At 68.9% G+C, this 19415-nt stretch carries 15 protein-coding genes; 8 read left to right on the forward strand and 7 right to left on the reverse strand.

Features of this window, described 5'->3' with window-relative positions; genetic code table 11:
• Positions 1–160 precede the first annotated feature (160 nt).
• Complete coding sequence (locus ABCR94_RS39035; protein ID WP_521976783.1) at positions 161–592, forward strand: hypothetical protein; 432 nt, start codon at positions 161–163, stop codon at positions 590–592.
• A gap of 42 nt (positions 593–634) precedes the next feature.
• Here ABCR94_RS39035 and ABCR94_RS11705 read toward each other — a convergent pair whose 3' ends face one another.
• The 7 genes from ABCR94_RS11705 to ABCR94_RS11735 form a co-directional block, all read right to left on the reverse strand.
• The gene (locus ABCR94_RS11705; protein ID WP_347119187.1) at positions 635–1780 is read right to left on the reverse strand and encodes a serine hydrolase domain-containing protein; all 1146 of its coding nucleotides are present in this window, start codon (positions 1778–1780) and stop codon (positions 635–637) included.
• 330 nt (positions 1781–2110) lie between these two features.
• A complete protein-coding gene (locus tag ABCR94_RS11710; protein ID WP_347119188.1) occupies positions 2111–2311 on the reverse strand; it encodes an antitoxin in 201 nt (66 codons plus the stop codon).
• Positions 2312–2397: 86 nt separating this feature from the next.
• On the reverse strand, positions 2398–2976 hold the full coding sequence (locus tag ABCR94_RS11715) for a YdeI/OmpD-associated family protein (RefSeq protein ID WP_347119189.1): 579 nt from the start codon (positions 2974–2976) through the stop codon (positions 2398–2400).
• Between the two features lie 144 nt (positions 2977–3120).
• Positions 3121–4584: an FGGY-family carbohydrate kinase gene (locus ABCR94_RS11720; protein ID WP_347119190.1), complete on the reverse strand. Its 1464-nt coding sequence runs from the start codon at positions 4582–4584 to the stop codon at positions 3121–3123.
• Positions 4585–4626: 42 nt separating this feature from the next.
• Positions 4627–5997, reverse strand: a complete 1371-nt coding sequence (locus tag ABCR94_RS11725) for an MFS transporter (protein WP_347119191.1) — start codon at positions 5995–5997, stop codon at positions 4627–4629.
• Between the two features lie 110 nt (positions 5998–6107).
• On the reverse strand, positions 6108–6881 hold the full coding sequence (locus ABCR94_RS11730; RefSeq protein ID WP_347119192.1) for a DeoR/GlpR family DNA-binding transcription regulator: 774 nt from the start codon (positions 6879–6881) through the stop codon (positions 6108–6110).
• On the reverse strand, positions 6878–7522 hold the full coding sequence (locus ABCR94_RS11735; protein ID WP_347119193.1) for a histidine phosphatase family protein: 645 nt from the start codon (positions 7520–7522) through the stop codon (positions 6878–6880). The genes ABCR94_RS11730 and ABCR94_RS11735 overlap by 4 nt, the downstream gene beginning before the upstream one ends.
• Positions 7523–7656: 134 nt before the next feature.
• Here ABCR94_RS11735 and ABCR94_RS11740 point away from each other — a divergent pair, with 134 nt between their 5' ends.
• The 7 genes from ABCR94_RS11740 to ABCR94_RS11770 all read left to right on the forward strand — a co-directional run bounded on the left by ABCR94_RS11740 (position 7657) and on the right by ABCR94_RS11770 (position 19323).
• On the forward strand, positions 7657–8700 hold the full coding sequence (locus tag ABCR94_RS11740) for a 2-hydroxyacid dehydrogenase (protein WP_347119194.1): 1044 nt from the start codon (positions 7657–7659) through the stop codon (positions 8698–8700).
• Positions 8697–10157 (forward strand): FGGY family carbohydrate kinase, encoded by a 1461-nt coding sequence (locus ABCR94_RS11745; protein ID WP_347119195.1) that lies wholly within the window; start codon positions 8697–8699, stop codon positions 10155–10157. The genes ABCR94_RS11740 and ABCR94_RS11745 overlap by 4 nt, the downstream gene beginning before the upstream one ends.
• 425 nt (positions 10158–10582) lie before the next feature.
• Positions 10583–14515, forward strand: a complete 3933-nt coding sequence (locus ABCR94_RS11750; RefSeq protein WP_347119196.1) for a discoidin domain-containing protein — start codon at positions 10583–10585, stop codon at positions 14513–14515.
• 152 nt (positions 14516–14667) lie between these two features.
• On the forward strand, positions 14668–15675 hold the full coding sequence (locus tag ABCR94_RS11755; protein ID WP_347119197.1) for a LacI family DNA-binding transcriptional regulator: 1008 nt from the start codon (positions 14668–14670) through the stop codon (positions 15673–15675).
• A 148-nt stretch (positions 15676–15823) separates the two neighbouring features.
• Positions 15824–17248, forward strand: a complete 1425-nt coding sequence (locus ABCR94_RS11760) for an ABC transporter substrate-binding protein (protein WP_347119198.1) — start codon at positions 15824–15826, stop codon at positions 17246–17248.
• Positions 17249–17395: 147 nt separating this feature from the next.
• On the forward strand, positions 17396–18355 hold the full coding sequence (locus ABCR94_RS11765) for a carbohydrate ABC transporter permease (protein ID WP_347119199.1): 960 nt from the start codon (positions 17396–17398) through the stop codon (positions 18353–18355).
• 11 nt (positions 18356–18366) lie between these two features.
• Positions 18367–19323 carry a carbohydrate ABC transporter permease gene (locus ABCR94_RS11770; RefSeq protein WP_347119200.1) on the forward strand — a complete coding sequence of 319 codons (957 nt, stop codon included), beginning with the start codon at positions 18367–18369 and terminating at the stop codon, positions 19321–19323.
• Positions 19324–19415: the final 92 nt, after the last annotated feature.

Here is a 19415-nt window from a genome sequence, read left to right on the forward strand (position 1 = left end):
CCGGTAGAGGGTTCATCGACCAAAATGAACCTGAACACCGGAGACCTCGTGGCACCCCAGCTATGACGAGACGGCTTGACCTGACCGATGAGCAGGCAGATCGTCACCGCCCGGCAAACCCGGGCGGACGCGGCCCAACTGAATCACCTGGGACGTCAGCGTGGACTCAGCGATCGCCCGGGCGCACCAGCACGCCGCAGGCGCCCGCCGACACCCCGGCCAGCAGCAAGAGCTGCCCGGTGGCCTCCCGGCAGAACCAGGCGACCACGCGCTGGGACGCTCCCGCGGCGGGCTGACCACCAAGATCCACCGGGCTTCTGACCAGGGCCAGAAGGTGCTGTCCCGGGTCGTGACCGCCGGGCAGCGCGGCGATTCGCCCCTGTTCCAGGCCGTCCTGGACGGCATCAACGTCCCGCGCATCGGCGCAGGCCGTCCCCGTACACGGCCCGACAAGGTCCGGGCGCCCGGCACGCCGTCGACTGCGGAATCAACCGACTCAAACGCCACCGCGCCGTCGCTACCAGATACGACAAACTCGCCGTCCGGTACGAAGCCGTCCTCTCCATCGCCGTCATCAACGACTGGCTCCTGACCTCACTTTGAGACAGCCCTCAACAAGATCTTCATCGGCCTTCTAGTCGCAGAACTCGGCCTCGATCACCGCTCCGCTGTCACCGGACCAGTCGCCGTTGAAGTTGAAGGCGAGGGAGTGGTCGGCGTCCCGCGTGACGAGAGCCTCCGACGACGAGCCGTGGATGCCGCCGCCGTGGCCCCACACCTCCTTGCCGCACTTCAGCTTGAGCTGCATCAGCCCCAGCCCGTAGCGGCCCTCGGGGAACTCGTCGCCGACGGCCACCGTGGTCGTCATTTCCTTGAGCTGCTTGTCGGGAAGGAGCCTGCCCCCCAGCAGTGCGCGGTAGAAGCGCTGCAGGTCGGAGGAGTTGGAGATCATCTCGCCGGCCGCTCCGGCGGCGGACGGGTTCAGCTCGGTGACATCGTGGACCTTGGCGTTCAGGTCGGGGGACAGCTTCGAATAGGCCCGCCCAGTGGGCCGGGGCATCCGCGCGTCGGTACCGGGGACGGTGGTCGCCCGCAGCCCGAGCGGCTTGATGATGCGCCGCTCGATCTCCTTGCCGTACGAGCGGCCTGTCGCCTTCTCGATGACCATGCCGGCGACGATGAAGTTGGTGTTGGAATAGTTCCAGCTCGTGCCGGGGGCGAAGTCGGGCTTGTGCCGCATCGCCGTCTTCACCAGCTGTCCGGGTGTCCAGGTGTCGTAGCGGTGCTTGAAGAAGCCGTCGCCGAAGACGCTCTTCAGGAAGTCGGCGTCCTCGGTGTAGCTGTAGATCCCGCTGGTGTGGTTGAGCAGCTGACGGACGGTGATCCGGCGGCCGTCGTTGCCGTTTCCGCGTATGACGCCGGGCAGCCACTGGTCCACGGTGTCGTCCAGGTCCAGCTTGCCCTCGGCCTGGAGTTGCAGCAGGACGGTGGCGACAAAGGTCTTGGTTATCGAGCCGACCCGGTAGCGGTCCGGCGCCTCCCGCTCCCGCCCGGTCTTCAGGTTCGCGACACCGGCGGTCCCGGTCCAGCTGCCGTCGTCGTCCCGGGCCTGGGCCACCACCCCGGGTACCCCGGCCTTCACCGCGGCCTCGATCGCTTCCTGGGTGCGGTCGTGTCCCGTGGTGTCCCGGGCCGCGGCGGGTGTCACGAAAGCGGTGGCGACGACTGCTGCCGCCACTACGGCTCCGGTCAGCCCGGTTCGGATTCTGCGTACCGACATATTGAACTCCCCTGTGTCCGGCTGGTGTCGGCGGACAGGACACAGGGGAGAAAGATCGAGTTGCTCAGGTTACTGGGGTTGAGCGGGAATCAGCCCCTCCTGGCACTGCCCTCTCTCAGGGGCCGCGCACATGTACTGAGCTGGTGCTTTTCACGAGGATCCGGCGCGAACCCGGGTGTATCGGCATGTGTGAATACGGTGGATGTACCGGCAGGAATGACCGGAAGTGAAGGTCGTGGTCAGGTCCGGTACCGCACCGGCCCACAGGTGAGGGCCCGGTGCGGTACGGCCCGAAGGCCGTACCGCACCGGGCCCTCGGCCCGCGCGTGGTCAGGAAGGGGGTGTGGGCGGCCGGTCCTGGTCCGGGTTCGTGCCGAACTGCTCGTTGACCTTGTCCTGGGCGGTGTCGACCTGGCCGCTGTACTTACCCTTGGTCTTCCCGTCGACGAAGTCGCCTGCCTTGTCGATGCCCTGGCCGGCCTGAGCCTCGTGGCCCTTAAGCATTCCCTTGAGCTTGTCCATCATGGACATGGGTGTTCCTCCTCGCGCTTCGCCCCCGCATCTACAGGGTCCGCGCACCTCACGGGATCCGCATCCGGGCGGGACCCGGCGCGGCGCTAGCGGACCTGCAGGCCGGCCTCCATCAGGGTGATCATCCGTTGGAGCTGTGCGGCCCTGGCGCCCGGTGTCCTGGCCCTCAGCAGGCGCAGAATCACGGTGTATTTATCCGTCTTGCCGAGCTGCTCGAAGGAGTCCCGCGCCGCCTGGTTCCGCTCCAGTGCGGCTGCGAGATCGGGTGGTGTGGTGGAGTCGCGCTGCGACTCGTACGCCGCGTCCCAACGGCCGTCCGCCTTGGCGGCGAGGATTTCCGCGAAACCGGGCTCCCGCATACGACCGGCGGCCACCAGCCCCTCGGCCTTGCGGATATTCACCTTCGACCACAGGCTCCTCGCTCGCCGGGGCGTGAATTTCTGCAGGTAGTACGTGTCGTCGCAGGACTTGCGCTGACCGTCGATCCAGCCGTGGCACAGGGCGACATCAAGAGCTTCCGGATGGGTCACCGAGGCGACTCCTGAATTCTTCTTGGCGATCTTCACCCAGATGCCGCACTGCACCCCGTAGTGGTCGGCCAGCCAGGCCTCCAGCCGGGCCGAGTCCTCGAAATGGATGATCTGGGGAGTCGGCTGGTCGGTCATGGCTGCCGCCTTCGGGTGGGAACCTCAGTGGAGTGACCACGCTAGATCCCCAGTAGGTCAGATCAGGGCCTAGTCCCTAGTCCCTGGTTCCTGGTTCCCACTGAATGGTTCCGCCGGATTCCCGGTCCCGGTCCCGATCCCGGCTCAGCCGGCCAGCCAGCCCCGCGTACGCAGCTGGGCGACGAATCCCTCGTACGACTCGTGCAGCGCCGCCCGTTCCCCTTCCACCGGATCGACCAAGTGCCCAGGGCCCGTCATCGCCGCCGCGCTCGCGGACAGGTCGGCGTGCAGGGTGCCGGCCGCCGCCAGTAGGGCCGCGCCGAACGCTGTTTCGGCCCGGTCGGCGACGCGCAGCTGCCGGCCCAGGACGGTGGCTCGGATGCGGGTCCACAGGGCGCTGCGGCTGCCGCCGCCCGCCGCGTGCAGGGGGCCCCGCACTTCGACGCCGAGCGCCTGGACGCGTTCCAGTGCGAGGCGCTCCAGGAAGGCCACGCCCTCCAGCGCGGCCCGGTGCTCGTCGGCCTCGTCACGTGGCGCCCCGACGGCGAAGCCGCGCGCGTCGCCGCGGACGAAGGGGAACCGCTCGCCCTCGCGGCGCAGCGGGTAGTTCAGGTACGAGGCCGGGCCGCGGGCGTCCGCAGCCGCGTCCAGGGCGGGCAGGCGCGCCGGATCGACGGTGGCGAGCGCCTCGCCGCCGGTGTTGGACGCGCCGCCGGGCAGCCACCAGCCGTCGGGGTGGCGATGGCTGTAGAGGGCGCCGGCGGGGTCGATGACCAGCTCGCGGGTGACGCCCTTGAGGACGTACGTCGTCCCCAGCACGCCGACGAACTGGCCCGGCCGCACGGCCCCGGTGGCGATCTGGCCCGCGCACCCGTCCGTCATGCCGAGCCGTACCCGGCAGCCGATGGGTAGACCGGTCTCGGCCGAGGCCGCCGCCGACACCGTGCCGATTTGCGTTCCGGGTGCCTGCACGGCGGGGAGCAGGCGGGACGGGACGGCGAACGCGTCGAAGACCTCGGTGGCCCACTCTCCGGCGCGCGGATCATAGCCGGTCTTCAGCGCGTGGCTCCAGTCGGTTGCGACCGGGTGGCCGGTGAGCCGCAGACCGAGCAGATCCGGGGTGTGCAGGACGAGCCGGCCGGGAAGAGCCTGGGCCGCACACTGGACGAGCTTGCCCAGTGCGGCCGTCGGGCCGACGGTCAGGCCAAGTGCCTTCCACCGCCGCGCGCCCAGCTCCTGCGCCTTGGCGTTGAGATCGGCGGCCCGTCGGTCGTCGTACATCAGCGCCGGACCCACGGGCTCACCATCGGCCTCCGCCAGCACCAGGGTCCCGGAGGTGGCCGAGACGGCGACCGCCACCACCTCCCGGCCTCCGCCGGGCAGTTGGGCGGTGGCCTGTCGCAGCGCGGCGGCAGCGGCGGGCCACCAGGCGCGGGCATCCTGCTCGCTGTGGCCGCCCGCGCCGCGCACCGGCTGGGGGAGCGGCGCCCGCCCCTGCGCGAGAACCCGCCCGTGGGCGTCGGCGCACACCACTCTCACCGCGGCGGTGGCCACATCGATACCGGCCACGACGGGGACGGGGGAGCGGGGTACGTCGGTGATGCTCATGCGCGGGACGGGTCCTTTCACGTACGGAGTGTTCTTGGCCGGTCAGGTGGTGGCGCGGACGGTGAGTGGTTCGGCCGCCTGGTGGAGGGACTTGCCCTGCTCGATGGCTTCCTCCGACGCCCTGGGCAGCTTCAGGAAGAGCGTGAGCACGGCGGCGACGACGTACAGACCGGCGAAGATGATGACGACGCCGTCCCGGCCCAGCGGGCCGAGGAAGACCGAGACGATGGCGGGCCCGACGAAGGCCGCCCCGCCCGCGCCCAGGTTGAGCAGCGCCATCGCGCCGCCCTTGTTCTCGGGGGCCAGCGACGGCATCAGTGCGGAGATCGGGACGAACCCCGCGAGCGTGGCGCCGTAGATCATGCCGACACCGACGGCCACCCAGTAGTTGTCGGTCATCAGCTTGGGCACGAAGTACAGGGCGAGCACGCTCAGCGCGCAGCCGACCGCGCCGAACCAGCCGATGGTCGTCCGCCAGCCGATGCGGTCGCTGACCACACCGAAGAGCAGGTTGAAGAAGATATTGGTGGCGAACATGATCGACAGCAGCCGCAGCCAGTCGCCGTCGGTGAAGCCCATCTCGTCGGTGAAGAAGGCAGGCAGGATCACCCACAGGCCGAACTGCGGGGCGGTATTGATGATCCGTACGACGCAGCCGATGGCGACCTTGGGATTGGTCCAGGCGATGGACAGACTGCGGGTCAGCGACTGGACCGGCCTGACGCCGGGCGGCGCGAGCCGCGAGTACCCGGTGCGCTCGCGCACGCCGAGCAGGCAGAAGGCGCCGCCGATCACGATCAGGGCGAGCGCCACCCAGAGCGTGCCGAACTTGCCGAACAGCGGGTTGGTGACGGAGGCGGTGAGGGAGCCGAGAGTGGGCAGACCGCCGGTGAAGGCGAAGTAGAACCAGCCGACCGCCGCGCCGAGCCTGGCCACCGGTGCGGTCGCGGTGACCCACACCAGGAAGGAGAAGGCGAAGAGGGGATAGCCGAAACCGCGCAGGCCGTAGAAGAGCAGCATCAGCGTGTAGTTGTCCTGGGCGGCGCCCAGGGTGAGGAACAGGATGTCGAAGACGATCCAGACGGCGAGGCCGATCTGCATCACCCGGCGTGGTCCCCACAGCTCGGACAGCGCGCCCGACAGCCAGGACGCGAGCATGACCGTGACGCCGTACGCCGTGATCACATAGCTCGCGCGGACCTCGCTGCCCGCGCCGTTGCCCTCGATGAAAGGTGCGATGAAGCCGGACTCGACCCCGTCGCCGATCATGAAGATCAGGACGCCGATGAAGCCGAAGAGGAGGGGTCGGGGGATACCAAGACGGTCCCAGACCGTCCCCGCCCCCTTGCCTGTCCCCGGTCCCGGTACCGGTCCCGTTCCCGTGTGCGCGGCGGGTGCGGCGGTGCTGCTCATTGCTTGTGCCTCCACAGTGAGGTGCCATGGGCTCGCGGACGTACTGCCGCGACGAGAACGCATCATGGTCTCTGTGAAATTAACACGCAAGACTTTAAGAAATCTTGTTGTCAGTCGGTGACCGCCACTCGGACATCCGTGCGCTCCTTGAGCGCCGCGAGCAGTTCCCCGCCGACCCGGTCGTCCACCACCAGGTGGTCGAAGTCCTCGACCGGGCCGAGCCGGTGGAGTGCGGTCCTGGCCGTCTTCGTGCGGTCCATCAGCAGCACCTTGCGGGTCCCGGAGGCCAGCATCGCCCGTTTGACCAGCACCACGTCCTGCTCCTGGTGGTACGTCATCCGGGCGTCCATCGCCGAGGTGGAGACCAGCACCATGTCCACCGAGAGGGCCTCGATGGCCTCCAGGCAGGGGACGCCCAGGAAGGAGTCGTGGGGCTGTGAGTACTCGCCGCCCAGCGAGATGAGCCGGATGCCGTCCCGGCCGACGAACAGGTCCATGACCCGCCGGGCATTGGTCACCACCGTCAGCGGAGCCTGGTCGACGAGCAGCCGGGCCAGCGCGAGTGCGGTCGTGGAGTCGTCCAGCATCACCGACATGCCCGGCTCGACCAGCTCGGCTGCGGCCTTCGCGATGGCCTCCTTCTCGACGGTGTTGACGCCCAGCCGGTAGTCGAGATTGGACTCGAAGACCGTCGAGGGCAGAGCGGAGGCGCCACCCCGGAAACGGCGCAGCACCCCGCGCCTGGCCAACTCGTCCAGGTCCCGGTGCACCGTCATCAGGCTCACCCCGGTGAGCTCCGCTAGCTCGGCGCCGGTCGCCGTCCCGCGCTCCAGGACATGCTCGGTGATGATCTGTCTGCGGGTCTGTGCGCCGTTCGTCTTCATGCGCCCAAGTTTCGCGCACCGCCCTGGGCGGACGCCCAGGTGGGAACGTTGAGTGAACGCAGGGCGGTGCGGTCGCCGGTCACCTCGATCTCGGTCACGGCCGCGTTGTCCAGCCGGGGGAACACCAGCCGGTAGCGGCCCACGGGGATGCCGAGCATCGCGCACAGCGCGATGCGCAGCAGCGTGTTGTGCGCCACCACCAGGACCGTGGCCCCAGCGTGATCCTCGGCCAGGCGGCGCAGCGCGGCCGAAGCGCGGGCCGCCGCGGCGGACGGCGGCTCCGAACCGGGGAAGGCGCCGGTCTCGGCGTCCGCGCGGAAGCGCCGTACGGCCCCGGGGTCCTCGGCGGTCATCTCCGCGACGGTGCGGCCCTCCCCCCAGCCGAAGTCGACCTCGCGCAGCGCCTCCACGACCTCGGGCTCCATGCCGAGGGCGCGGGCGGCGGGCGCGGCGGTCAGCAGGGCCCGGCTCACCGGGGAGCAGGCCACGGCGTCCACGCCGCGGTGCTTCGCCCAGGCCCCGAGCTCGTCGGCCTGCCGCAGCCCCTTCACGGTCAGCGGCACGTCGGAGACACCCGCGTACCGGTTCTCCGCGTGCCATTGGGTCTCGCCGTGCCGAGCCAGCAGCAGCCGGGATGCCATCAAAACTCTCTCCGCTCGATCGACTCTCATTGATTCTTCAAAACAATGATGTTAAATCTATCAGCGCCAGTGATAGTGGTGCTGCGGCGACGTCCCCGCGCAGCGCCATGTGACCCGAAGAAGGGCCCCGCTCCATGCGCATCCTCGCCGCCGGCGATCACTTTGTCCGCTCCGGTCTCCTGTGCGCAGCCCTGCGCGAGGAGCTCGGCACCGCCCCCGAGATCACCGAACTCACCCTGCCCTGGCCACACGAGCCCTTCGGCCCGGTCGGCGACGTCCATGAGGCGAGCGGTACGGAGGACGAGATCATCGCGGCGCTGGACGGCGCCGCGATCTGCGTGACCCAGATGGCTCCCTTCACCGAGAAGGTCTTCGCGGCCTGCCCGGACCTGCGCATGGTCGCCGTCTCCCGGGGCGGCCCGGTCAACGTCGACCTCGCCGCCGCCACCCGCCACGGCGTCGCCGTCTCCTTCGCACCCGGCCGCAACGCCCCGGCCGCCGCCGAGTTCGCCATCGGCCTGATGCTCACCGCGATGCGGCGCATCACCACCGCCGACGCCGAGCTCAAGCGCGGCAAGTGGCGCGGTGACTTCTACGCCTACGAGGAAGGCGGCATCGAACTCGACGGCGCCACCGTCGGGCTCGTCGGCTACGGTGCCATCGGCCGCATCGTCGCCCGCGTCCTGCGCGCCTTCGGCTCCCACGTTCTGGTCGCCGACCCCTACACCGACGCCGAGGCTGCCCGCGCCGACGGGGTGGAGCCGGTCGCCCTCGACGAACTCCTGCGCCGCAGCAGCGTGGTGAGTCTGCACGCCCGCCTCACCCCGGAGACCCACCACCTCATCGACGCCGAGAAACTGGCGCTGCTCCCCCCGGGCGCGGTGCTGGTCAACTCCGCCCGCGGCGGCCTCCTCGACTACGCGCCGCTGCCCGAACTGCTGCGCAGCGGCCGCCTCGGCGCGCTCGCCCTCGACGTGTACGACATCGAACCGCCGCCCGCCGACTGGCCGTTGCACCACGCCCCCAACGTGGTCACCGCCCCGCACCTGGCCGGCGCCACCCGGCAGACCGCGCACCGAGCCGCAGACATCACCGCCGCCGAGGCGGGCCGCTTCGTACGCGGGGAAAAGCTCGCACACCCCGCCAACCCCGAGGTCCAGGAGGCTGCGCGGCCATGAGCGTGATCATCGGCGTCGACATCGGCACCTCCGTCACCAAGGCCGTCGCCTTCGACAGCGAAGGGACCCCGCTGGCCTCGGCCGCCCGCCGCAGCCGACTTGACCGGCTGTCCGGCAGCCGCGTCGAGCAGGACATCGACGACGTGGTCCGTACGGTCGCCGAGGTCGTACGGGAGACCGCCGCCGCCCTGCCCGAACCCCCCGTCGCACTCGCGCTGACCGGTCAGGGCGACGGCCTGTGGCTGCGCGACGCGGACGGCCGCGCGGTCCGCCCGGCCATCTCCTGGATGGACGGCCGGGCCTCCGAGCGTGTCGCGGCCTGGCTGCGCGACGGCACCGTCCGGGAGGTGTACGGGCACACCGGCTCGGGCATGTTCCCCGGCTGCCACGCGCCGCTCCTGGCTCACCTCCAGGAACACGAACCGCAGACCCTGCGGCGCGCGGTCACCGCGGGCTACTGCGTGGACGCCGTGGCCCAGCGCCTCACCGGCCGGGTCAGCGTGGACGCCTCCGACGCGACCCTGCCCTTCCTCGACCCGGTGAGCCGTACGTACTCCCGCGAGGCACTCGCCGCCTGTGGGATCGAGGACCTCGCCCATCTGCTGCCGGCCCCCGCCGAGCCCGGAGCCCTCCTGCCGCTCGACGCCATCGGCGCCGGGCTGCTCGGCCTGCCCGAAGGGCTGCCGCTCACCGCGGGCCCGTACGACCTGCCGGCCTGCGCCCTGGGCAGCGGTGTACGCGAGGTGGGTGACGGACTGCTGATCGTCGGCACCACGCTGGCCTGCCAGGTCCTCACCGATGAGGTCCGCAGCGACCCCTCCGCCGAACCGGCCGGCATGTGGCTGTGCACGCCCGATCCCGGCCGCTGGCTGCGCTCCATGCCCGCCATGGTCGGCACCGCCGCCCTCGAATGGGTCCTGGCCCTCACCGGTACCACCACGGCCGACCTCGACCGACTGCTCGCCGACAGCCCGCCGGGCGCGAACGGCGTCACCGCGCTGCCCTTCCTGTCCGACGCGGGGGAGCGCGCACCCTTCGTCGACCCCGCCGCCCGGGGCCGCCTCGACGGGCTCAGCCTCGCCCACACCCCCGCCGACGCGGTACGGGCCATGTGCGAGGCCATCGGGTACGCCGCGCGGCACTGCCTGGAGTCCGCCGGTCTCACCGGGACGCTGGCCGCCTGCGGCGGTGGCACCCGCTCCGGGCCGTGGGCGCAGCTGTTCGCCGACATCCTGGGCCGCCCGGTGCGTATCCCGCAGGAGAGTGAGGTGGGGGCGCTCGGCGCGGTGCGGGTGGCGCGTCGCTTCCTCGGCGAACCGCCGGAGACGAAGGCGCAGTTGTTCCGAACGGTGGAGCCGCGCCCGGCCTCACGCGCCGTGTACGAGGACGGCTACGCGACGTACCGCTCCGCGCTCGACGGTGCGCGGGCGCAGTGGGGCGACGCCACTTCTCGCTAGCGCGCAGTCCCGATCGCCGGGCCGGCCTGGAAACAGGCCGACCCGGCGATCTCTGTTTGCGGCCGGTCGACGCAAACCGCTTGCGGCTTTTACGGTGCGTTTGCAGTGTCGCTCGCAAGCCTTGCAGGCGCCGCAGCTCGGGGCGCCGATGGCACCGGAACCGCAACCTTCCCGCGGTGCGGCAGCGCTGTCGAAGCTGTAGACGCATTGGCATACCTCTGCAACTCTCCTACCGCAAAACGCAAAAGACTCCGTTCTGCCGTGCGGAAACGCTGATTCGCTGAGCACTCACACAGAGCCGCGCCCTCGCTGCCTCGTGCGCCGGGCCGACGATCGGGGACCAATGAGAAGCCAACGCTGGAGAAGGAAGCCGCGCACTGGCGGCCCTCGTCACCACAAGCCTGTTACTGATCGGCTGGCCGTCGATGACCGCCTCGGCGGCCGGCGGTCCCAACCTCGCCGCGGGCAAAACCGCGGCATCGAGCAGCGCCGCCACGGACTACGGCGCACCCAACCTGACCGACGGCAGCCAGGGAACGTACTGGCAGAGCGCCGGCAGCAGCCTTCCGCAGTGGGCCCAGGCCGACCTCGGCGCCACCACCCGCGTCGACGAGGTCGTCCTGAAACTCCCCGCGGGGTGGGAGAGCCGCCGCCAGACCCTGTCCGTCCAGGGCAGCGCCGACGGCACCAGCTTCACCACGCTGGTCACCTCCGCCGCGTACACCTTCAGCCCCGCCGACGGCAACGTCGTCACCATCGCCTTCCCGGCCGCCCAGGCCCGCTTCGTGCGGGTGAACATCACGGCCAACACGGGCTGGGCGGCAGCCCAGTTGTCCGAACTGGAAGTGCGCGCGCCGGGCGAGAGCACCGACAATCTCGCCCGGGGCAAGCAGCTGACGGCGAGCAGCCACACCGAGGTGTACGCCGCGGACCGCGCCAACGACGGCAACAGGTCCAGCTACTGGGAGAGCAAGAACAACGCCCTGCCCCAGTGGATCCAGGCAGACCTCGGCGCCTCCGTACGCGTCGGCCGTGTGGTGCTGAGGCTGCCGGACGGCTGGAGCACCCGGACCCAGACCCTGAAGCTCCAGGGCAGCGCCAATGGATCGGACTTCACGGATCTGACGGCGTCCAAGGGGTACGAGTTCAGCGCGGCCAACAGCCGGGCGGCGACGATCACCTTCGATGCGGCGACGACCCGCCATGTGCGGGTACTGATCACGGCCAACACCGGTCAGCCCGCGGGGCAGTTGTCCGAGCTGGAGATCTACGGTCCTACGACCGGTGACACCCAGGCCCCCAGCACCCCCCAGGACCTGGCGCTCACCGAGCCGACGACCGGCCAGATCAAGCTCACGTGGAAGGCGGCGACGGACAACACGGCCGTCACCGGCTACGAAATCTACGCCAACAACGCGCTGCTCACCAGCGTCGCGGGCAATGTCACGACGTTCACGGACACCCAGCCGGCGAATGCCACGGTGTCGTACTTCGTACGGGCCAAGGACGCGGCGGGCAACCAGTCCGGCAACAGCAACACCGTCACCCGCAACGGGTCGGGCGAGGAGGGCTCCAACCTCGCCGTCAACAAGCCGATCAGTGCGTCGTCCGTGATCCACACCTTCGTCGCGGAGAACGCCAACGACAACAAACCGACCACCTACTGGGAGGGTGGCGCGGACAGTTACCCCAACACCCTGACCGTCAAGCTCGGCGCCAATGCCGACGTCAGTTCGCTGGTGCTCAAAATCAACCCCGACAGTGGCTGGTCCACCAGGACCCAGCGCATCGAGGTGCTCGGCCGTGAGCAGAGCGCGACCTCCTTCACCAGCCTGGTGGCGGCCAAGGACTACACGTTCAACCCGGCGTCCGCAAACGCGGTCACCGTCGCGGTCACCGAGCGGATCGCCGACGTCCAGCTGAAGTTCACCGCGAACTCCGGTGCCACAGCGGGCCAGATCGCGGAGTTCCAGGTGCTCGGTGTCCCGGCGCCCAACCCGGATCTGGAGATCACCGGGCTGACCGCCTCCCCGGCCTCCCCGGTCGAGTCGGACGACGTCTTGCTCACCGCCACCGTCCGCAACAGCGGTCCGGCCGCAGCTCCGGCGACCGCCGTCAACTTCAAGCTCGGTGGCTCCAAGGTGGGCACGGCCGCCGTGCCGGCCCTGGCCGCCGGGGCCTCGGCGAGCGTGGCAGCCGCCATCGGACCGCGGGACTCGGGTACGTACCCGCTCAGCGCGGTCGTCGACGAGGCGAACACCGTCATCGAGCAGAACGACACCAACAACACCTACACGAGCGGCAGTCTGCTGGTGGTGAAGCCCGTCGCCAGCTCCGACCTGGTCGCCTCGCCGGTGAACTGGTCGCCCAGCGCCCCGGGGGACGGGGACAACGTCACCTTCTCCGTGACCATCAAGAACCAGGGCACGCAGGCCTCCGCCGCCGGCAGCCACGGCATAACGCTCACGCTCGTCGACTCCAAGGGCGCAGTCGTACGCACACTGACCGGCGCCCACAGCGGGGCCATCGCCCCCGGGGCCACCACGGCGCCGGTGGGTCTGGGCAGTTGGACGGCAGCCAACGGCACATACACCGTCAAGGTGGTGATCGCGGACGACGCCAATGAACTGCCGGTCAAGCGGGAGAACAACACCAGCACCCAGCCGTTCTTCATCGGACGTGGCGCCAATATGCCGTTCGACATGTACGAGGCGGAGGAGGGCAGCGCCGGTGGCGGCGCCCAGGCCGTCGGGCCCAACCGGACCGTGGGCGACATCGCGGGCGAGGCGTCCGGCCGTAAGGCCGTCACCCTCAACGAGACCGGAAACTATGTGGAGTTCACCACCAAGGCGAGCACGAACACGCTGGTGACCCGGTTCTCCATCCCGGACTCGCCGGGTGGCGGCGGCACCGACGCCACGCTCAACGTCTACGTCAACGGCACCTTCCGCAAGGCGATCGATCTCACGTCCAAGTACGCCTGGCTGTACGGCGCAGAGGCGAGCCCCGGCAACTCGCCGGGGGCCGGTTCGCCGCGCCACATCTACGACGAGGCGAACTTCACCCTGGGCGAGACCGTCCCGGCGGGCAGCAAGATCAAGCTGCAGAAGGACTCGGGGAACACCGCCAAGTACGCGATCGACTTCGTGAACCTGGAGCAGGTCCGGCAGCTCGCCAACCCGGACCCGGCGACGTACACGGTACCGGCCGGCTTCACCCACCAGGACGTACAGAACGCCCTGGACAAGGTGCGGATGGACACCACCGGCAAGCTGGTCGGCGTATACTTGCCGGTCGGTGACTACCAGACGGCCAGCAAGTTCCAGGTCTACGGAAAGGCCGTGAAGGTGGTGGGCGCCGGGCCCTGGTACACCCGGTTCCACGCGCCCACGACACAGGACAACACCGACATCGGCTTCCGGGCAGAGAACACGGCCAAGGGCTCCTCGTTCGCGAACTTCGCCTACTTCGGCAACTACACCTCGCGCATCGACGGCCCGGGGAAGGTGTTCGACTTCTCAAATGTCTCCGACATCGTGATCGACAACATCTGGAACGAACACATGGTGTGCCTCTACTGGGGCGCCAACACCGACAACGTCACCATCAAGAACTCGCGCATCCGCAATATGTTCGCCGACGGCATCAACATGACCAACGGCAGCACGGACAACCTCGTGACCAACAACGAGGCGCGGGCCACAGGTGACGACAGCTTCGCGCTGTTCTCGGCGATCGACGCCGGCGGCGCGGACATGAAGAACAACGTCTACGAGAACCTGACCTCGATCCTGACCTGGCGTGCTGCCGGTGTCGCCGTCTACGGCGGGTACAACAACACCTTCCGCAACATCCACATCGCGGACACGCTGGTGTACGCCGGGATCACGATCAGCTCGCTGGACTTCGGCTATCCGATGAACGGCTTCGGCACCGACCCGACCAGGTTCGAGAACATCTCGATCGTGCGGGCCGGCGGGCACTTCTGGGGAGCGCAGACCTTCCCCGGCATCTGGGTGTTCTCCGCGTCGAAGGTGTTCCAGGGCATCCGGGTCAGCAACGTCGACATCGTCGATCCGACGTACAGCGGCATCATGTTCCAGACCAACTACGTCGGAGGGCAGCCACAGTTCCCGATCAAGGACACGGTGTTCACCGATGTCTCGATCTCCGGTGCCCGCAAGAGCGGGGACGCCTACGACGCCAAGTCCGGCTTCGGACTGTGGGCGAACGAGATGCCGGAGACGAGCCAGGGACCTGCGGTGGGTGAGGTCACCTTCAACAACCTGAGGCTCAGCAACAACGCTCAGGACATCAAGAACACCACCGCCACCCTCGAGATCAACATCAATCCGTAGTCCACGGAGAGACCCGTAGAAGGTCCATGGAAAGGAGAGGAAACAGCGGCGTGCGGCGCCGTCCGGCGGTCCTGACCCCGGGCGGCACCACTTGCAGTCGAATTTGCGCGGATCAGTAAGCCACTTGCGGGGTTTGCGTTAGTCTTGCGTCCATGACGCGACGACTTGCTCAGGTTGCCAAGAAGGTAGGGGTCAGCGAGGCCACGGTCAGCCGGGTACTGAACGGCAAACCGGGGGTCTCCGAGACTACCCGGCGGTCGGTGCTGACGGCCCTGGACGTGCTCGGTTACGAGCGGCCGACGCAGCTGCGCGGCGAGCGCGCGCGGCTGGTCGGCCTGGTCCTGCCGGAGCTGCAGAACCCGATCTTCCCGGCCTTCGCCGAGGTGATCGGCGGAGCGCTGGCGCAGCAGGGGCTGACGCCCGTCCTGTGCACCCAGACCAAGGGCGGGGTGTCCGAGGCCGACTACGTCGAGCTGCTCCTCCAGCAGCAGGTCTCCGGAGTGGTCTTCGCCGGGGGGCTGTTCGCGCAGGCGGACGCGCCGCACGAGCACTACAGGCAGCTGTCCGACCGCAAGGTCCCCGTCGTGCTCATCAACGCCTCCATCGACCGCCTCGACTTCCCCTGTGTCTCGTGCGACGACGCCGTCGCCGTCGAGCAGGCCTGGCGCCACCTGAAGTCCCTGGGGCACGAGCGCATCGGTCTTGTCCTCGGCCCGCCCGACCACATTCCCTCGCGCCGCAAGCTGGCCGCCGCCCACATCGCGGCGCAGGCGGCGGGCGCCACGCTGCCCGAAGAGCACATCGAGCGCACCCTGTTCTCCCTGGAGGGCGGCCACGCCGCCGCCTCCCGGCTGCTGGGTCGCGGAGTCACCGGCATCATCTGCGCGAGCGACCCGCTGGCCCTCGGCGCGGTACGGGCCGCGCGCCGGCGGGGTCTCGACGTACCCGGTGACGTATCGGTAGTCGGCTACGACGACTCCGCGTTCATGAACTGCACCGAGCCCCCGCTGACCACCGTGCGCCAGCCCATCGAGGCCATGGGGCGGGCCGCGGTCGAGCTGCTGTGCGCGCAGATCCAGGGCGGCGCGGTACAGCAGGGCGAGCTGCTGTTCGAGCCCGAGTTGGTGGTACGCGGCTCCACGGCCCAGGCGCCGCGCTAGCCGCGCATCAACCGCGCAACCCCCTGTCAATCATTTACGGAATCAGCGCGACATATTGCGGTCGTCTGCTCTCGGTGGTTGAGTGTGCCGCGCCCCCGCTGTGTGTCAGCAGGGGGTCTTCCACGCTCATGCCCGAAGGGGACCACCGATGAGAAGCACTTGGTTCCGCCCTGCCTCCCGCACCCGCCGGAACTCCGCGGCTGCGATCGTCTCCGCGCTCGCGCTGACCGCTCTCGCAGCCTGCGGCACCAGTAGCAGCGACAACGACAACGACGGTGGTGGGGGCGGCGGATCGGCAGATCCTGCCGCGCCGCTCGACCCGAAGACCAAGGTCACGCTCACCATGGACTGCATGCCGCCCGCAGCGAAGGCCGCAGAGCTGAGGCAGTGGAAGGAGGACGTCAAGACGTTCAACGAGAAGTACCCGAACGTCAAGATCGACGGCAAGTCGACGACCGGGCAGTGCAACGAACCGGCCCGGTTCACCGCCGCGCTCAAAGGCAAGTCGCAGCCCGACGTCTTCTACTCGTATTTCACCGACCTCCAGCAGGTGCTGGACAACGACGGCGCAGCGGACATCTCGCAGTACGTGACCGAGAAGACGGTCCCCGCTCTCGCGAGCATCGACCCGCAGGTGCTGGACGTCCACAAGAAGGACGGCAAGGTCTACGCCCTGCCCACCAGCAACTACACCATGGGCCTGCTGATCAACCGCAAGCTCTTCGAGCAGGCCGGCCTCGACCCGAACGCGCCGCCCAAGACGTGGGAAGCGGTCCGCACGGCCGCCAAGGCGATCGCGAAGCTCGGCAACGGAGTCTCCGGCTTCGGCGAGTACAGCGCGGCCAACACCGGGGGCTGGCACTTCACCGCCACCATGTACGGCCTCGGCGGCGACGTCGTCACGGCCGACGGCACAAAGGCCGCGTTCAACAACGCCCTGGGCAGGCAGATCGTGCGGAACCTGCACGACATGCGGTGGGAAGACGACAGCATGGGCAAGACCCAGCTGCTCAAGTGGGGCGACCTGCAAAAGCAGATAGCCACCGACAAGCTCGGCATGTTCCTCGCCGCGCCCGACGACATCACGTACATGGTTCAGCAACTCGGTGCCAACTACGAGAACTTCGGTATGGGGCCGATTCCCGGAGGCAGGGACACGCTGTTCGGTGGCAACAACTACGTGTTCAAGAAGGGCAGTTCGACCGACGAGCTCAAGGCGGCGATAGCCTGGGTGAACTTCAAGACGCTCACCCCGGGCAAGGGGCAGTTCGACTGGGCCCGTCACAAGGCCGACAAGCTGCCCGTCGGCCTGCCCCAGCCGAACTTCTGGACCGGGGACGTCAAGGCCAAGGACGCCGCCGAGCGCGCCGAGAACGCGACCATGCCGGTTGAGAACTTCAAGCCCTTCGTGGATAACCCGGTGGCCGGCAAGGCCGAGCCGCCAAAGGCCCAGGAGGTCTACAAGGTCCTGGACAACGTGATGTCCGGCGTCCTCACCAACAAGAACGCGGACGTCGACAAGCTCCTGACCACCGCCGAGACCCAGGTCAACCAGGTACTGGCGAAGCGGTAGCAGGCGAGCGGGGCCGGGACCAGCCTCCCTGACCCGCCCCCCGTACCGCCCGCGTCCCTGAGGCCGCGTACGCCGTCCCCGACGCCGTACGCCGCCCAGGACCGCGTACACCTCGAAGACCCTGCGCCCCGGCACCAAGGAGAGACGATGTCGGCCCCCACCCTGGCCAAGAGCAAGACGGCGAAGCCCCGCCCCAAGAGCCCGGGCGACTCCGGCGCGCCGCGCACCCGCGAGGAGTTCGTGCGGGCGCTGCGGCGCAATGTGTCGGCGCACGGCTTCCTGATCGGCGCGGTCCTGTGCTTCTCGTTCTTCTCCTGGTACCCGATTGTCAGGGAATTCCTGCTGGCCTTCCAGAAGACCGAGGGCGGGAAGACCACCTGGGCCAGCTGGTCGAACCTGACATACATCTTCAACGACCCGGCGTTCTGGCAGGCCTGGCGCAACACCCTGCAGTTCACCGGACTCGCGCTGGTGCTTGGCTTCGCGGTGCCGTTCCTCATCGCCGTCCTGCTCAATGAATTCCGGCACGGGCAGGGCTTCTTGAGGCTGCTGGTCTATCTCCCGGTGATGCTGCCGCCGGTCGCCTCGGTGCTGCTCTTCAAGTACTTCTACGACCCGGGGTACGGCCTGTTCAACCGGATCCTGGAGCTCCTGCACCTGCCTCCCCAGGACTGGCTCCAGTCCACCGACACCGCCATGTTCTCCGTGGTGATCGCGGCCACCTGGATGAACATGGGCGGCGCGACCCTGATCTACCTGGCCGCGCTCCAGGGGATACCGGGGGAGCTGTACGAGGCGGCCGAGCTGGACGGCGCCGGCATCCTGCGCAGGATCTGGCATGTGACGATCCCTCAGACCCGGCTGATCCTCTCGCTGATGTTCCTGATGCAGATCATCGCGACCATGCAGGTCTTCACCGAGCCGTTCCTGCTCACAGGCGGCGCGGGCCCCGAAGGGTCCACGACCACCGTGGTCTATCTGATCTACCAGTACGCCTTCAACTTCAACAACTACGGCAGCGCGGCGGCGCTCGGCCTGGTCCTGCTCGTACTGCTCGCCGTCTTCTCCGCGGCGTACGTACGACTGAGCCGCGACAGCGACGACTAGGGAGTCCGACGATGGCAGCGAGCACTCTCATATCCCGCCGGAAGGCCACCGGGAAGGCCACCGGGAAGACCTCTCGGGCCAAGGCGCACACCGAACGCACCCGGACCCTCATCTCCCCGGCGCAGCTCGGCCGGACCCGCGGGAAGGTCGTCTACTGGGCCGTCCTCGCGCTGGTGGTGCTGGTCTTCGTGCTGGTCTTCCTGGGCCCGCTGTACTGGATGGTCAGCGGCGGTCTGAAGACGACGCAGGAGTTCGCGCAGAGCCCGCCCACACTGGTCCCCGAGTCGGTGCACCCGGAGAACTACTCCAGCGCCTGGCACGTGATGGACCTGGCCCGGCTGCTGTTCAACACGCTGTACTACGCGTTCGGCGCGCTCGCCTTCCAGCTGGTGTTCGACGTCGCCGCCGCCTACTCGCTGTCCAAGCTCAGGCCGCTCTTCGGCAAGGCGATCCTCGGGATGATGCTGGCCACCCTGATGATCCCGGCGACGGTACTCGTCGTACCGCAGTACCTCACGGTGCTCGACGTGCCGATCTTTGAACGCAATCTGCTCAACTCGCCCTGGGTGATCTGGCTTCCGTCCGTCACCAACGCCTTCAACATCTTCCTGCTGAAGCGGTTCTTCGACTCGATCCCGCGCGAACTGCTCGACGCCGCGTCGATCGACGGAGCCTCGCCGGTACGCACCCTGCGCTCCGTGGTCCTGCCGATCTCGCGGCCGATCCTGGGCGTCGTATCGATCTTCGCGGTGGTCGGGGTCTGGAAGGACTTCCTCTGGCCCATGCTCACCCTTCCCGACCCGGCCATGCAGACGCTCAACGTCGGGATCTACTCACTCGCCCAGGGCGTACCCGAGAACTGGCTGATCGCCGCGCTCGCCATCGCCTCCGCCCCGACACTGCTCATCTTCCTGATCTTCCAACGGAACATCATGGGCGGTCTCACGGCGGGCGGCCTGAAGGGCTGACCGCAGCCGCCGTACCCGCACCCACAAGCACTCCGCCGTCGGCCTCCTGGCGGCGCCCCCGCTGTCCGGGGCCGGCGGCGGAGTCCCACCTG

The organism is Streptomyces changchenzhani, from assembly GCF_039766235.1.
In the GTDB taxonomy this organism is placed as follows: Bacteria; Actinomycetota; Actinomycetes; order Streptomycetales; family Streptomycetaceae; genus Streptomyces.

Bases quoted from the DNA above. Each gene is read 5' to 3' on its own strand.
- ABCR94_RS11705 (WP_347119187.1), bottom strand. From the start codon at position 1,780: ATGTCGGTACGCAGAATCCGAACCGGGCTGACCGGAGCCGTAGTGGCG.
- ABCR94_RS11710 (WP_347119188.1), bottom strand. From the start codon at position 2,311: ATGTCCATGATGGACAAGCTCAAGGGAATGCTTAAGGGCCACGAGGCT.
- ABCR94_RS11715 (WP_347119189.1), bottom strand. From the start codon at position 2,976: ATGACCGACCAGCCGACTCCCCAGATCATCCATTTCGAGGACTCGGCC.
- ABCR94_RS11720 (WP_347119190.1), bottom strand. From the start codon at position 4,584: ATGAGCATCACCGACGTACCCCGCTCCCCCGTCCCCGTCGTGGCCGGT.
- ABCR94_RS11725 (WP_347119191.1), bottom strand. From the start codon at position 5,997: ATGAGCAGCACCGCCGCACCCGCCGCGCACACGGGAACGGGACCGGTA.
- ABCR94_RS11730 (WP_347119192.1), bottom strand. From the start codon at position 6,881: ATGAAGACGAACGGCGCACAGACCCGCAGACAGATCATCACCGAGCAT.
- ABCR94_RS11735 (WP_347119193.1), bottom strand. From the start codon at position 7,522: ATGGCATCCCGGCTGCTGCTGGCTCGGCACGGCGAGACCCAATGGCAC.
- ABCR94_RS11740 (WP_347119194.1), top strand. From the start codon at position 7,657: ATGCGCATCCTCGCCGCCGGCGATCACTTTGTCCGCTCCGGTCTCCTG.
- ABCR94_RS11745 (WP_347119195.1), top strand. From the start codon at position 8,697: ATGAGCGTGATCATCGGCGTCGACATCGGCACCTCCGTCACCAAGGCC.
- ABCR94_RS11750 (WP_347119196.1), top strand. From the start codon at position 10,583: ATGACCGCCTCGGCGGCCGGCGGTCCCAACCTCGCCGCGGGCAAAACC.
- ABCR94_RS11755 (WP_347119197.1), top strand. From the start codon at position 14,668: ATGACGCGACGACTTGCTCAGGTTGCCAAGAAGGTAGGGGTCAGCGAG.
- ABCR94_RS11760 (WP_347119198.1), top strand. From the start codon at position 15,824: ATGAGAAGCACTTGGTTCCGCCCTGCCTCCCGCACCCGCCGGAACTCC.
- ABCR94_RS11765 (WP_347119199.1), top strand. From the start codon at position 17,396: ATGTCGGCCCCCACCCTGGCCAAGAGCAAGACGGCGAAGCCCCGCCCC.
- ABCR94_RS11770 (WP_347119200.1), top strand. From the start codon at position 18,367: ATGGCAGCGAGCACTCTCATATCCCGCCGGAAGGCCACCGGGAAGGCC.